This is a genomic window from Mycobacterium heidelbergense, assembly GCF_050205645.1.
Taxonomy (GTDB): Bacteria; Actinomycetota; Actinomycetes; order Mycobacteriales; family Mycobacteriaceae; genus Mycobacterium; species Mycobacterium heidelbergense_A.
Map to the genome: position 1 here is coordinate 121,354 of NZ_JBNMQT010000004.1, position 13,401 is coordinate 134,754.

The window sequence follows — 13,401 nt, forward strand, 5'->3', positions numbered from 1 at the left end:
ACAGGGCATGCCTGCAGTGATCGAAATTCCCAGTGACCGCAACCCCTTCCCGAGCACCGGCGTCTCCCGCGATCCCGACGGCATCCCGCACTATGACCGCCTACCCGCCACGCTGCTCGACATGCTCGCCGAGCAGGTCGACAACCGCCCGAATAGCGAGGCCGTTGTCGAGCTCGGCGCCGGACGACTGACGTACCGGGAACTGTGGAACCGCGCGGCGCGGGTCGCCGGCGGTCTGCGGGCCGACGGGCTCGCCCCGGGTGACCGTGTCGCCGTGCGTTACCCGGCCGGCATCGATTGGGTGCTCGCGTTCTGGGGCATCGTGATGGCCGGGGGCGTTGCGGTGCCGGTCAATACGCGATCGGCGCAGCCCGAGGTCGAGTTCGTGCTGTCCGACTCGGGCGCCCGGATGGACCTCGCGCCCGACACCCCGCTGCCCGACGGGGACCCGCACGTGACCCACGGGCTCAGCCATACCGACACGGCCGCGCTGTTCTACACCTCGGGAACCACCGGCCACCCCAAGGGGGTGCCGACCACGCACGAGGCGTTCGTGACCAACACCGAGAACGCGATCCGGTGTCTCAAGCAGCCGAGGGATCTCGGCGAGGGTATGCGAACCCTGATCTCGGTGCCGCTGTTCCACGTGACCGGCTGCAACTCACAGCTTTTGGCCGCGGCCCGTCTCGGGGGAGCGTCGGTGATCATGCCCGCGCTCAACCTCGATGAACTGATCGCCACGCTGAGCGCCGAGCGAATCTCGGTCATGGTGACCGTTCCGGCGATCTACGCCTTGATGTTGCGGCACAAGGCCTTTCGAAGCGCCGACGTGTCCGGGGTCCGCTGGGTGGGATACGGCGGTGCGCCGATCGCCCCGTCGTTGGTGCGTGCGGTGAAGGAGGCGTTCGGCCAAGCCACGGTGTTCAACGGGTACGGCATGACCGAGACCGCCTCGCTGATGACGGTCCTGCCCGACGATGACGCGATCGAGCACGCCGACTCGGTCGGATACGCGGTGCCATCGGTGGATCTCGGCCTGGTCCCGTTCGGTGGCGACGAGCCCGGCGTGGGCGAGTTGGTGGTGCGCGGGGCCAATGTGACCAGCGGCTACTGGAACCGGCCCGAGGCCACGTCCGCCACGATCGTGGACGGCTGGTTGCACACCGGTGACGTGGTGCGGGTCGACGACGCGGGCCGGGTGCACATCGTCGACCGGCTCAAGGACATCATCAACCGCGGCGGCGAGAACGTCTCCAGCGTCGAGGTGGAAGCCGTGCTGCTGTCGGCGCCGAATGTCGCGGATGCCTGCGTGCTGGCGGTGCCCGACGAGGTCATGGGGGAGAAGGTCGGTGCGGTGCTGTTCGGCGACCAAGACCGGATCGACGTGACGGCCGTGCTCGATCACTGCCGCGCCCAGCTGTCCGACTTCAAGGTGCCGCAGTACGTGACGGTGGTGGACAGCGCGCTGCCCCGCAACGCCGGCGGCAAGCTGCTCAAGGGCAAGCTCCGCGAGCAGGTCCAGTGGGGCGACCCGCTGCGATGACGCTACTGATCGCCAACCGCGGCGAGATCGCGCTTCGCATCGTCCGCACCGCAACGGAATTGGGCCTGCAAACGGTTGCGGTCTATGCCGAGGACGACGCCGAGAGCCCGCATGTGCACGCGGCCGACGAGGCGATCGGCCTGTCCGGCGCCGGCCCGCACGCCTACCTCGATCACGCCGAGATACTGTCGGCCGCAAAAAAGTCCGGCGCCGCGCTGATTCATCCGGGCTACGGTTTCCTGAGCGAGAACGCCGCGTTCGCCCGCGCGTGCCGGGCGGCCGGATACACGTTCGTGGGCCCCGACGCCGACGTGCTCGAGCTGGCCGGCAACAAATCGACGGCCCGCGCCGCCGCGATCACCGCCGGGCTGCCGGTGCTGCCCGCAACCGACGGCCCGAGCACCGTCGAGGACATCCGGGCGTTTTTCGCCGCCCAGCCGGGCGGGATCATGATCAAGGCGCTCGCCGGCGGCGGCGGGCGGGGAATGCGCCAGGTGCGCAGCGCCGATCACATCGACGATGCGTATCGCCGGTGCGCCGCGGAGGCACAACTGGGCTTCGGCGATCCGGCGCTGTTCGCCGAGGCACTTCTCGACGCCGCGCGGCACATCGAGGTCCAGGTCGTGGGCGCACCGGCGGGGTACCAGACGCACGCGCTGGCACTCGGTGATCGCGACTGCAGCATCCAGCGTCGCTACCAAAAGCTCGTCGAAATCGCGCCCGCGCAAGGGCTTTCGGATGACCTGCGCCGTGAACTGCACCAAGCCGCCGTCCGGCTGTGCGCCAGGGTCGGCCTGCACGGCCTGGCCACGGTCGAGTTCTTGGTAACGGGGGAGCAGGTGGCTGGGACGGAATACGTCTTCCTCGAGATCAATCCCCGTATCCAGGTGGAACATACGATCACCGAGGAAACCACGGGGGTAGACCTGGTCGCGGTCCAGCTGGCCATCGCCCAGGGAGCGTCCTACTACCAGCTGGGCCTTCCGGCCGGAATCGCCTCCGACGGAACCGAAGTCATCGGCGAACCCGCCGCGCGGCGGGGCATCGCGATACAGGCGCGGGTCAACATGGAGACGTTTGCCGCCGACGGGTCCGTCGTCCCCGCGGCTGGCACCTTGACGGTGTTCTCGCCGCCAACCGGTCCGGGAGTTCGCGTCGACAGCTACGGCCGCCCGGGCCTGGTCACCAACACGCGGTACGACTCGCTGCTGGCCAAGGTCGTCGCCCATGTGCGGGGATCGTCGTTCGCCGCGGCGGTGCGCAAGGCCCGCACCGCCCTGGGCGAGTTCGGCGTCGAGGGCGTTCGCACCAACATCGAGTTTTTGCGAGAGTTGTTGTCCGACAGCGAAATCCAAACCGGTATCGTAACGACCGGTTTCCTCGACGAAAAGATGCCCGAATTGGCGGCCGCGGCTAGCACGCGCCAGCAGGAAACCCGTGTTGCCACCGTCGAGCTCTATCCGGGTGAGGAAGCGCTGCGCGCGCAGCTGGCCGGCACCGTGGTCGAGGTGGCCCCGGAGGGCGTGGAGTTCGCCCCCGGCGCCCAGCTTGTCGTCCTCGAGGCGATGAAGATGGAGCACGCGCTCGTCGCGCCGGACGCGCTGACCACCGTGCGCAGCTTGGTGACACCCGGCCAGGTCGTCGGCACCGGAGACCCGTTGCTGGTCTTCACCCGAACCGGAGCCGCAGGCGCCGGCGAGTCCGCCTCGGCCGCAATGGATCTCGATCGGCCCCGCGCCGACCTCGACGAGGTCCGCGAGCGCCACCTGCTCACCCTCGATGAGGGCCGGCAGGCCGCGGTTGCCAAGCGGCACAAGCAAGGCCGCCGCACCGCACGGGAGAACATCGCCGATCTGGTCGATGCAGGCAGCTTCGTCGAGTACGGCGCCTTGGCCATCGCCGCGCAGCGCAGCCGGCGCTCGGAAGAGGATCTGATCGCCAACACCCCGGCCGACGGCCTGGTCGCCGGCGTGGCGACCATCGGGGGAGCCGAGGCCGTCGTCGTGTCGTACGACTACACCGTGCTGGCCGGCACGCAGGGCATGCGCAACCACGCCAAGACCGACCGGGTCTTCGAGTTGGCTACCCGAAAGCGCTTGCCGGTGGTGCTTTTCGCCGAGGGCGGCGGTGGGCGACCCGGGGATACGGACGTCGGCGGCGCCGCCGGGCTGGACGTTCCGACCTTCCGGATGCTGGCCGGCCTGAGCGGCCGGGTGCCGCTGGTGGCGATCGTCTCCGGCCGGTGCTTCGCGGGCAACGCCGCGCTCGCGGGGGTATGCGACGTGATCATCGCGACCCCGGACGCGAACATCGGGATGGGCGGTCCCGCGATGATCGAGGGCGGCGGCCTCGGCGTGTACCCGCCGGAGGCGATCGGGCCGATCGACGTCCAGCGGCACAACGGCGTGGTAAGCCTGGTCGCCCGCGACGAGGCGCACGCGGTGTCGCTGGCCAAGCAGTATCTGTCGTACTTCCAGGGCAGCTCCCCGGAGTGGGAGGCGCCCGATCCGCGGCTGGCCCGGCATGTGGTGCCGCAGAACCGGTTACGCGCCTACGACGTGCACCGGGCGATCGAATCGATCGTCGACAAGGGATCGGTCCTGGAGCTGCGGCCCGACTACGGTGTCGGGATCGTCACCGCGCTGGTTCGTGTGGAGGGTGTGGCATACGGGTTGCTGGCCAACAGCAGTCACCATCTCGGCGGCGCGATCGACGCCGAGGCGGCCGACAAGGCCGGCGACTTCCTGGCGCTGTGCGACTCGTTCCGGTTGCCGGTGATCTCGCTCTGCGACACACCGGGATTCATGGTCGGGCCGGACGCGGAGAAGGACGCCGCGGTCCGGCGATTCGGCCGGATGTTCGTCCTCGGCGCCCGGCTGACCGTGCCGCTCGGCATGATCATCCTGCGCAAGGGTTATGGCCTGGGCGCGATGGCGATGGCCGGCGGCTCCTTCCGCGCGCCACAATTCACCGTGGCGTGGCCGACCGGAGAAATCGGCGGCATGGGGCTGGAGGGCGCCGTGCGGCTCGGCTTCAGCAAGGAGCTCGCCGCCCAAGCCGATCCGGTCGAGCGTCAGCAACTATTCGACAAGCTGGTAGCGGCCGCCTACGAGCATGGCAAAGCGCTGCGGTCGTCGACCACATTCGAACTCGACGACGTGATCGATCCTGCGGACTCCCGGGCCTGGATTACCAGGCTCCCGGGAGACCGAGAACCGAACGGTTATCGGTGACCGTTATCCGTGACCGGATCCGCAACCGACGCCCGGAAGGCATCCCTGCCCGCCCGGTACGCCGCCGGGTCCCGCGAACTGGCCGCCGGAGCCGCAGCCGACACCCGGCACGCAGCCCTGCCCGCCCGGACCGCCGCCGGGGCCCTGGTTCTGGCCACCGGAACCGCAGTTGCCGTTGGCGTCGCAGCCGCCGCCGCCCGGGTCGTCCTTGAACACAACGTGGGTGGGCGCCGGCCCCGTCGTCGCTGCTCCCACCGCAAAAACGTCAGCAGCTGCCGTCGGTGCCGCGGCGATCGCCGCGGCGACTGCCCCGGCTACCACCAGTGGTTTCATGAGAGTTAGTTTCGCTAACATGCGTCTCGCATACCACGTCGACACGTGTACAAAACATCGCGAACGAAAATTATTTGGTGCAGTACGAAGTGCAGTACGAAGCGCAATAGAAGTGCAGTAGAAGTGCAGTAGACAGAAGGCACATCACATGACCTCACTGGATTTGACCGGCCGCACCGCGATAGTCACGGGCGCTTCCCGCGGCATCGGGCTTGCGATTTCCCAGCAGCTGGCGGCCGCCGGCGCCAATGTCGTGCTCACGGCCCGAAAGCAGGAGGCCGCCGAGGCGGCCGCGGCGCAAGTCGGTGAGAAGGCCGTGGGCGTCGGCGCTCACGCGGTCGACGAGGACGCGGCCCGGCGCTGCGTCGACGTGACGTTGGAGCGCTTCGGCAGCGTCGACATCCTCATCAACAACGCGGGCACCAATCCCGCGTACGGCCCGCTGATCGACCAGGACCACGCCCGCTTCACCAAGATCTTCGACGTCAACCTTTGGGCGCCGCTGCTGTGGACCTCGCTCGTCGTCAAGTCGTGGATGGGCGAGCACGGCGGCGCGATCGTCAACACCGCGTCCATCGGCGGCCTGCATCAATCACCGGCCATGGGTATGTACAACGCCACCAAGGCCGCGTTGATCCACGTCACCAAGCAGCTGGCGCTGGAGCTTTCGCCGCGCGTGCGGGTCAATGCCATCGCGCCCGGTGTGGTGCGCACCAGGCTCGCCGAGGCGCTGTGGAAGGACCACGAGGATCCGCTGGCCTCGTCGATCGCGCTCGGGCGCATCGGTGAGCCAACCGATGTGGCCGGGGCGGTCGCCTTCCTGGTTTCCGACGCGGCGAGCTGGATCACCGGCGAGACGATGGTCATCGACGGCGGTCTGCTGCTCGGCCAGGTGTTCGGGTTCCGGCAATGAGCGCCCCGCCGCCAATGAATTACCAGGACGTCACTGACGTCACCGCCGACCTGGACGCGCGGGTGCAGGCGCTGTTGGACGAACACGACCCCGCCACCAGTGACCCGCGGGAATTCCTCGGCGCACAGTACGACGCGGGACTGGCCTGGGTGCACCTGCCGAAGGGTTTCGGCGGACTGGACTTACCGCGGAAAGCCCAGGAGTTCGTCGATGCCAAGCTGGCCGCCGCCGGCGCGCCAGTCGGCGGCACCGTCAAGAACTACATCGGCATGGGCATGGCAGCACCGACGATCGCGGCGTTCGGGACCGACGAACAGAAGCGAAAGTTCCTGCGCCCGTTGTTCACTGGGGAGCAGATCTACTGCCAGCTATTCAGCGAGCCGGGTGCCGGATCGGACCTGGCCGGGGTGGCCACGCGCGCGGTGCGCGACGGGGACGACTGGATTGTCAACGGGCAGAAGGTGTGGACATCGCAGGCGCAGCACGCGAACATGGCGATCCTGGTCACCCGCACCGACCCGACGGTACCCAAACACTTTGGCCTGACGTACTTCCTGTGCGACATGACGCAACCCGGCGTCGACGTCCGGCCGCTGCGCCAGATCACCGGCGAGGCGGAGTTCAACGAGGTGTTCCTCACCGACGTCCGGGTGCCGGATGCGAATCGGCTAGGCCCGGAGGGCGGCGGCTGGCGGGTTGCGACCACCACGCTCAACAACGAGCGGGTCGCGATCGGTACCCGCGCCGGTGTCCCGCGCGAAGGCGGCCACATCGGCAAGGTAACCAAAGCCTGGCGAGAAAAGCCCGAACTGCGCAACCCCGCGATGCACGACGAGCTGATGCGGTTGTGGGTCGACGCTGAAGTCCTTCGCCTGGCCGGTGAACGGCTGCGGCAGCAGGCCGTCGCCGGTCAGCCCGGTCCGGAAGGTGCCGGCATGAAGGTGGCCTTCGCCAAACTGGCGCAAGCCATTTCGGGTTTCGAGATCGAACTGCACGGCGAAGCGGGGCTGCGCTACGACGACTGGACCATGCGCCGACCCGAGACGGTCGACCTGGTCGGTCGCGAGCCCGGATATCGCTACCTGCGCGCGCGCGGCAACTCGATCGAGGGCGGCACCTCGGAGATCCTGCGCAACACCATCTCCGAGCGGATCCTCGGCCTGCCGGGCGAACACCGCGTCGACAAGGACGTCGCCTGGAAGGACCTGGACCGATGAGCACCGGCGACTTGCTGTACTCCGACACCGAGGACGCCCTGCGCGACAGCGTGCGCCACCTGTTCGCCGACCGCTGCCCGCCCGAGACGGTGGCCCGGGCATACGACCAAGCGCCGCAAGACTTTTCGGCCCTATGGCGGACGCTGGCCGCCGACCTCGGGGTGGCCGCGTTGCTGGTGCCCGAGTCCCTCGGCGGCGCCGGCGCGGGTGCCCGCGAGGCCGCCGTCGTCATGGAGGAGATCGGCCGGGCCGTCGCGCCGGTGCCGTTCCTGTCCAGCGCGGTGCTGGCCACGGTCGCGCTGTTGGGGGCCGGCGACACCGAGACGGTGCCCGAGCTTGCGCAGGGTTCGGTCACCGCGGCGCTGGCGGTGCCGCTGTCGACGGCCCCGGGCGATCCGATCGCCGGGGTCGGCCTCGGCGACGACGGGCTGCATGGGTCGGTCACCAGCGTCGCGGGCGCCGCCGAGGCCGATGTGCTGGTGGTGCCGGTTGCCGGTCCCGACGGGCTCGAACTGCACACCGCCTCCGCCGCCGCCGACGGCGTCGAGGTGTCGCCGCTGCTGGCCCTGGACATGACGAGACCCCTTGCGAACGTTCGGTTCTCGGCGGCGCCGTCCTCGCGGGTCGGGCCGGCCGACCGGGAGGCGGACGGGGCCGTGACTGAGGCGCTGCAGACCGGCGCGGCGCTGCTGGCGTCGGAGCAACTCGGGGTGGCGCAGTGGTGCTTCGACACCACGCTGGCTTATACCAAGCAGCGCAAGCAATTTGGCCGCGCCATCGGCTCCTATCAGGCGATCAAGCACCGGCTTGCCGATCTGTGGTTCGAGGTCGGTTCGGCGACGGCGGTGGCCCGCTACGCGGCGGACACCCGCGCCCGCGGCGACGAAGACGCGGGCATCGCCGCGGCCCTCGCGCAGGCCTACTGCAGCGGAATCGCGGTGCACGCCGCGGAGGAGTGCGTGCAGCTGCACGGCGGTATCGGGATGACGTGGGAGTATCCGGCGCACCTGTACCTCAAGCGGGCCAAGAGTGACCAGTTGGCTTTCGGCTCCGCCTATCGTCACCGGGCCCGACTGGGTGAGCTGGTGGACCTGCCGGCGGGCTAGCTCGCCCCGCTTCGGAAGACGCCCCGCGACGTTCGGGCCAACGCTTCATGCGGTAGTTCGAGGGCTTTACTGCACAGCCATAGTTCTTCGGTGAGGTCATGGAAGCTGACCAGCGCGACCGTGTCGTCACGGCGCCGCATGGCCGACTTGCTCATGCTGGCCCACACCGCGTGGCCCTCCTCGTGCCGCAGCTCGACCAGCCGCGGACCGTCGGTGCCAACGAGCGCGATCCAGCGGTCGTCCGCCGGCAGGCTCCGAAAGACGTCGTCGAAATTCGTCGGCAGCTCGTCGTTCGACGAATAGCCCACCATGTCGCAGAACGCCGCGTTGGCGAAGAGGATGGTTCCGGCCCGATCGACCGCCAGGGCCGGCGCCGGCAGCCGCTGCAAGACGACCAGCGCGGGCATATCCTGCAGCGTTTCGATGGGCAACCGGCCGGGCCGCTTCGGGCGCCGGCGCTCGATGCGTTCACCGCCCACAGTCGTGGGACCGTCCGTAGCCACGGCTCACTCCGTCAATACGCGGGCCCTGTCCCCGACGGGGTAGAGCTCCCTCCCAACCCATACCGCTGGCAGCAAATGCTAGGGTATCCCTGGCGGTGAAGTCCATATTTCTGCAGCCGGATTTGCTATTAGCCACGTGCATAATTGATTGCCGTGGGCCGCATGGTATCGCGTTGTTTTTGCTAGGGCACTTTATTAGCTGGCGCCGAATCCATTTGCTGGCGACACCTATTGTCGCTGTGTCGCAGCAAACATCTGGCCCCACCAGACCCCGGGGAGTTAGCGCGGTAGCGCCGAGGCGAACAGGTCCGTCATCGCCGCCCAGTGCCGTTCGTCGGCCGCGGGGGCATAGGGCGGGTTGTCCGGGACGGCGAAGCCATGAGCCGCCGAGTACCACTCGATGGTGTGGGCCACGCCGGCCGCCGTCAGCGCCTTGTCCAGCTGCTCGGCGTGATCGGCCGTGAACGATGCGTCGTTCTCGGCGCCACCGACATAGACAGTGGCGCTCATCCGGTCGGCCAGCAGGTGCGGGCTGTCCGCCGCGTCGCTCACCAAGCCGCCACCGTGGAAGGACGCCGCGGCCCCGACCCGGTCCGGAACGCGGCCGGCCACCACCAGCGACGTCCGCCCGCCCATGCAATAGCCGCACACTCCGAATCGCTCTCCGGACACCTCGGGGCGAGCGGCCAGGTAGTCGAAGAAGGCGCCGGCGTCGGCGGCCATCTTGTCCTGGGTGATGCTGCCGATCATCGAGAACAGGCGCCTGCGTTCCCGTTCGTCGGCGAACACGGTGGCCATGTCGAACGGGGCCCAATCGCCGTTGCGGTAGTACACATCCGGAAGCAGCACCGCGTAGCCGAACCCGGCGAGCTTGGCCGCCATTTGGTGGAAGGTGTCCCGGACGCCCCCGGCGTCCGGGAACATCACCACGCCGGGCCAGGGTCCCGGGCCGTCGGGCGTGAACAGGTGGACGGCGCAGCTGCCGTCTTCGGTGGTGACGGTGTCTTCAATGCTCGGCATGCCCTCCGTTCTACTCCGCGGGTCGAGACGTAATTTTTTGGCGTCGACCCGCCGCGCCCGGTCCCCCGCAAGCGGGAGGTGCCCCCACCGCGCGCTTGCGATCGCCGCTAAGCTGGCCGCGTGCCGATTCCAACGCCCTACGAGGACCTGCTGCGCGTGGTGCTCGAGCGGGGCGCGGCCAAATCGGATCGCACCGGCACCGGAACCCGCAGCCTGTTCGGTCAGCAGTTGCGCTACGACCTGTCGGCCGGCTTTCCGCTGCTGACCACCAAGAAGGTGCATTTCAAATCGGTGGTCTACGAGTTGCTGTGGTTCTTGCGCGGCGAGTCCAACGTCAACTGGCTGCACGAGCACGGGGTAACCATCTGGGACGAATGGGCTGACAGCACAGGCGATCTCGGCCCGATCTACGGTGTGCAGTGGCGATCTTGGCCCACCCCTACCGGTGAGCACATCGACCAGATCAGCGCCGCGCTGCACCTGCTGCGCACCGACCCGAACTCGCGGCGGATCATCGTGTCGGCCTGGAACGTCGGCGAAATCTCGCAGATGGCGCTGCCGCCGTGCCACGCGTTCTTCCAGTTCTACGTGGCCGACGGGAGGCTGAGCTGCCAGCTCTACCAACGCAGCGCGGACCTGTTTCTCGGTGTGCCGTTCAACATCGCCAGCTATGCGCTGCTGACCCACATGATGGCCGCCCAGGCCGGACTTGCGGTCGGCGAGTTCGTCTGGACGGGCGGCGACTGCCACATCTACGACAACCACGTCGAACAGGTGCGGCTGCAGCTCGGTCGCGAGCCCCGGCCGTACCCGGAACTCGTTCTGGCCAAAAGGGATTCGATCTTCGATTACACCTACGACGACGTCGTCGTGAAGAATTACGATCCGCATCCAGCGATCAAAGCTCCCGTCGCTGTATGACGCGCGCTGGCCTGGGCCTGGTGTGGGCCCAGTCGACGTCCGGTGTGATCGGGCGCGGCGGCGACATCCCCTGGCGGGTGCCCGAAGACCTGGTTCGCTTCAAACAGGTCACCATGGGCCACGCCGTGGTGATGGGCCGTCGCACCTGGGACTCGCTGCCGGCCAGGGTTCGGCCGTTGCCCGGCCGCAGAAATATCGTCTTGTCCCGCCAGAGCGACTTCAAATTGGACGGAGCCGAAGTCGTCGGTTCGCTGGACGCGGCGTGTGCCCTCGCAGACAGCGAGCCCGAGACGTGGGTGATCGGCGGGGCACAGATCTACCTGCTCGGGCTGCCTCATGCCACCCGCTGTGAGGTGACCGAGGTCGAGATCGATCTGCCCCGCGACGACGAGGACGCGCTGGCCCCGGTGCTCGACGACGAATGGGCGGCCCGCACGGGCGAGTGGAAGCTCAGCCGCACCGGGCTGCGCTACCGGTTTCACAGCTACTCTCGGCAATGAGTGCACGTGTCCGCGCCCATGGGCTGACCTGACATACTCGACCGGGGGTCGGTCTGACCGTGTTTCCAGGAGTTTTCAGGAGGGGAATTGGCAGTGATAACCGAACCCGCAAAGACATTCACCCGCATGTTCCGCGGCTACGACCCGGCCGCCGTCGACGCCCACATCGAGGTGCTGACCACCAAGCAGAAGCTGCTACTCGACGACGTCGAGAGCCTGCGGGCCCGGCTGCGGGAATCCGGCGACGAAACGGCCGCGCTGCGCAAGGAGGTCGCCGTCCTCACCGACACCTCACCCTCGCCGCACGCGATGCAAAAGCGGATGGCGAAGATGCTGCGGCGCGCGGTCGACGAGGTTTCCGAGATGCAGGCCGAGGCGAAGACCGAGGCGGAAGCGCTGATCGCGGCGGCGGAGGCGGAGGCCGAGGCCACGCGGCGACGGCGCGACGAGATGCTCGCCGACATGGCTGCGCAGCAAAAAGCCCTGGAAGCCGAATACCAGGAAACCAAGGAAAAGCTCGAGGCCGAACTGGCCACCCTGCGCGACGACGCCGAGCGGGCGCGCGAGCAGCTCCTCGCCGACGCGAAGCAGCGAGCCGACCGGGATCGTGACGAGGCCCGGCGGGCCGTGGACGTGGCGAGTCAGCAACGGATCAAGATCCTGGAGCACCTGATGGGGGTCTACCGCGATCTGGAAGCGGTTCCGGGAGCGCTCGAGGCGGCGTACCAAGAACGGGACAACCCGTCGGAGGGGAGCCCAGAGACAAGCCACGAGACGAGCTCCGTGGTGCCGCTGGACGGGAAGGTCGGCGCGGGGTCAACCCACTAGAGGCGCGGCCAGTATTCTCGGCGCCGTGTCTCCCAGGCTGACGGGCGCCCAAGCCCGGCGGATAGCCGTTGCGGCCCAAGGATTTAACGAGCCGCCGCCCCGCGGCGCGATCACCCGGGCGCATCTGAAGCGTCTGATATCGAGAATCCAAGTGCTGCAACTGGATTCGGTGTCGGTCGCGGTGCGCGCCCATTATGCGCCGGTGTTCAGCCGACTCGGCCCCTACGACCGCGACGTGCTGGACCGCGCGGCGTGGGGCCCGCGTTCATCACGATTGCTGGCCGAATACTGGGCCCACGAGGCCGCGCTGATGGCCGTCGAAGACTGGCCGCTGCTGCGCTGGCGGATGCGTCAGTATCGGCATGGCCGCTGGGGCCCCCACCGGTTTCTCGAGGCGTTGCAGGCCAATCCGCAACTCGCCGACGACGTCGTCGCCGCGGTTGCGGAGCTGGGGCCCAGCACCGCCGGGCAGATCGAGGCGCATCTGGCCTCTGTGTACCTCGCGCCGCGCCGCAAGAAGGGCACCTGGTGGACTCGCAGCGACACGAAGTGGGTGGCCGAGGCACTGTTTTCCGCCGGGGTGCTCACCACCGCCACCCGGGTCGGCTTCGCCCGCCACTACGACCTGGTGGAACGGGTGCTGCCGCCGGAGGTGCTGGCGCGCGAGGTCGACGACGACGAGGCCGTCCGCGAGCTCACGCTGCGTGCCGCCACCGCGCTGGGTGTGGCCGCCGAGACAGACCTGCGCGACTACTTCCGGCTGTCCGCGCAGCAGGTCAAGCCCGCGATCGCCGACCTGCTGGCCGCTGGCGAGATCGAGCGGGTCGACGTCGACGGCTGGTCCGCGCCGGCGTACCTGCGGGCGGGCCGGTCGGTGCCGCGCCATGACCGCGGCACCGCGCTGCTGTGCCCGTTCGACCCGTTGATCTTCTTCCGGCCCCGGGTCGAGCGGCTGTTCGGCTTCCACTACCGCATCGAGATCTACACGCCGGCGGCCAAGCGCCAGTTCGGCTATTACGTGTGGCCGTTGCTGCTGGACGGCCGGCTCGTCGCGCGGGTCGACCTCAAGGCCGACCGCGCCGCGGATGCGCTGCGCGTGGTGGGCGCGTTCGCCGAGCCCGACGTGGCGCGCGGGCGCGTTGCCGCGGCGCTTGCCGGCGAACTTCGGTCCATGGCCTCGTGGCTGGGCCTGGGCGGGTTCAGCGTGTCCACCCGGGGCAACCTGGCCGGCGACCTGCGCTCGGCTTCCAAGCGGGTCGGCTGATGGCCCGGCTAAGGTGAGCG

Annotated in this window: 12 protein-coding genes; 9 read left to right on the forward strand and 3 right to left on the reverse strand. The window is 68.8% G+C overall.

Translation table 11 applies throughout. From position 1 onward, the window contains the following. The first annotated feature begins 7 nt into the window (after positions 1 to 7). The gene (locus ACQI5H_RS05780) at positions 8 to 1,543 is read left to right on the forward strand and encodes a class I adenylate-forming enzyme family protein (RefSeq protein ID WP_427078448.1); all 1,536 of its coding nucleotides are present in this window, start codon (positions 8 to 10) and stop codon (positions 1,541 to 1,543) included. Beyond that, on the forward strand, positions 1,540 to 4,776 hold the full coding sequence (locus tag ACQI5H_RS05785) for a carboxyl transferase domain-containing protein (protein WP_427078603.1): 3,237 nt from the start codon (positions 1,540 to 1,542) through the stop codon (positions 4,774 to 4,776). The genes ACQI5H_RS05780 and ACQI5H_RS05785 overlap by 4 nt, the downstream gene beginning before the upstream one ends. A gap of 3 nt (positions 4,777 to 4,779) precedes the next feature. On the opposite strand, the gene ACQI5H_RS05790 is transcribed toward ACQI5H_RS05785, so the two are convergent. After that, on the reverse strand, positions 4,780 to 5,109 hold the full coding sequence (locus ACQI5H_RS05790; RefSeq protein ID WP_076122029.1) for a PE-PGRS family protein: 330 nt from the start codon (positions 5,107 to 5,109) through the stop codon (positions 4,780 to 4,782). Positions 5,110 to 5,257: 148 nt separating this feature from the next. On the opposite strand from ACQI5H_RS05790, the gene ACQI5H_RS05795 reads away from it, so the two are divergent. From ACQI5H_RS05795 to ACQI5H_RS05805, 3 genes are read left to right on the forward strand one after another with little or no spacing between them, the layout of a single operon-like run. Beyond that, the gene (locus ACQI5H_RS05795; RefSeq protein WP_427078449.1) at positions 5,258 to 6,022 is read left to right on the forward strand and encodes an SDR family oxidoreductase; all 765 of its coding nucleotides are present in this window, start codon (positions 5,258 to 5,260) and stop codon (positions 6,020 to 6,022) included. A 14-nt stretch (positions 6,023 to 6,036) separates the two neighbouring features. Then, entirely contained in the window at positions 6,037 to 7,239 is a 1,203-nt protein-coding gene (locus ACQI5H_RS05800) for an acyl-CoA dehydrogenase family protein (RefSeq protein WP_427078604.1), read from the forward strand. After that, complete coding sequence (locus ACQI5H_RS05805; protein WP_427078450.1) at positions 7,236 to 8,345, forward strand: acyl-CoA dehydrogenase family protein; 1,110 nt, start codon at positions 7,236 to 7,238, stop codon at positions 8,343 to 8,345. Before ACQI5H_RS05800 ends, ACQI5H_RS05805 begins: the two co-directional genes overlap by 4 nt. On the opposite strand, the gene ACQI5H_RS05810 is transcribed toward ACQI5H_RS05805, so the two are convergent. Both ACQI5H_RS05810 and ACQI5H_RS05815 read right to left on the reverse strand, forming a co-directional pair. After that, positions 8,342 to 8,848 carry a PAS domain S-box protein gene (locus ACQI5H_RS05810; protein WP_427078451.1) on the reverse strand — a complete coding sequence of 169 codons (507 nt, stop codon included), beginning with the start codon at positions 8,846 to 8,848 and terminating at the stop codon, positions 8,342 to 8,344. The genes ACQI5H_RS05805 and ACQI5H_RS05810 overlap by 4 nt on opposite strands. 279 nt (positions 8,849 to 9,127) lie before the next feature. Then, positions 9,128 to 9,868, reverse strand: coding sequence for a dienelactone hydrolase family protein (locus tag ACQI5H_RS05815; RefSeq protein ID WP_427078452.1), 741 nt, complete (start codon positions 9,866 to 9,868; stop codon positions 9,128 to 9,130). A 120-nt stretch (positions 9,869 to 9,988) separates the two neighbouring features. Between ACQI5H_RS05815 and ACQI5H_RS05820 the strand changes: the two genes are divergently transcribed. From ACQI5H_RS05820 to ACQI5H_RS05835, 4 genes are all read left to right on the forward strand, one after another. Then, positions 9,989 to 10,789 carry a thymidylate synthase gene (locus ACQI5H_RS05820; RefSeq protein ID WP_427078453.1) on the forward strand — a complete coding sequence of 267 codons (801 nt, stop codon included), beginning with the start codon at positions 9,989 to 9,991 and terminating at the stop codon, positions 10,787 to 10,789. Then, complete coding sequence (locus tag ACQI5H_RS05825; RefSeq protein ID WP_427078454.1) at positions 10,786 to 11,289, forward strand: dihydrofolate reductase; 504 nt, start codon at positions 10,786 to 10,788, stop codon at positions 11,287 to 11,289. Before ACQI5H_RS05820 ends, ACQI5H_RS05825 begins: the two co-directional genes overlap by 4 nt. Before the next feature lie 93 nt (positions 11,290 to 11,382). Beyond that, positions 11,383 to 12,117, forward strand: a complete 735-nt coding sequence (locus ACQI5H_RS05830) for a cell division protein DivIVA (protein ID WP_427078455.1) — start codon at positions 11,383 to 11,385, stop codon at positions 12,115 to 12,117. Between the two features lie 25 nt (positions 12,118 to 12,142). Beyond that, positions 12,143 to 13,381 (forward strand): winged helix-turn-helix domain-containing protein, encoded by a 1,239-nt coding sequence (locus ACQI5H_RS05835; RefSeq protein WP_427078456.1) that lies wholly within the window; start codon positions 12,143 to 12,145, stop codon positions 13,379 to 13,381. Positions 13,382 to 13,401 lie beyond the last annotated feature (20 nt).

Bases quoted from the DNA above. Each gene is read 5' to 3' on its own strand.
- ACQI5H_RS05780 (WP_427078448.1), top strand. From the start codon at position 8: ATGCCTGCAGTGATCGAAATTCCCAGTGACCGCAACCCCTTCCCGAGC.
- ACQI5H_RS05785 (WP_427078603.1), top strand. From the start codon at position 1,540: ATGACGCTACTGATCGCCAACCGCGGCGAGATCGCGCTTCGCATCGTC.
- ACQI5H_RS05790 (WP_076122029.1), bottom strand. From the start codon at position 5,109: ATGAAACCACTGGTGGTAGCCGGGGCAGTCGCCGCGGCGATCGCCGCG.
- ACQI5H_RS05795 (WP_427078449.1), top strand. From the start codon at position 5,258: ATGACCTCACTGGATTTGACCGGCCGCACCGCGATAGTCACGGGCGCT.
- ACQI5H_RS05800 (WP_427078604.1), top strand. From the start codon at position 6,037: ATGAATTACCAGGACGTCACTGACGTCACCGCCGACCTGGACGCGCGG.
- ACQI5H_RS05805 (WP_427078450.1), top strand. From the start codon at position 7,236: ATGAGCACCGGCGACTTGCTGTACTCCGACACCGAGGACGCCCTGCGC.
- ACQI5H_RS05815 (WP_427078452.1), bottom strand. From the start codon at position 9,868: ATGCCGAGCATTGAAGACACCGTCACCACCGAAGACGGCAGCTGCGCC.
- ACQI5H_RS05825 (WP_427078454.1), top strand. From the start codon at position 10,786: ATGACGCGCGCTGGCCTGGGCCTGGTGTGGGCCCAGTCGACGTCCGGT.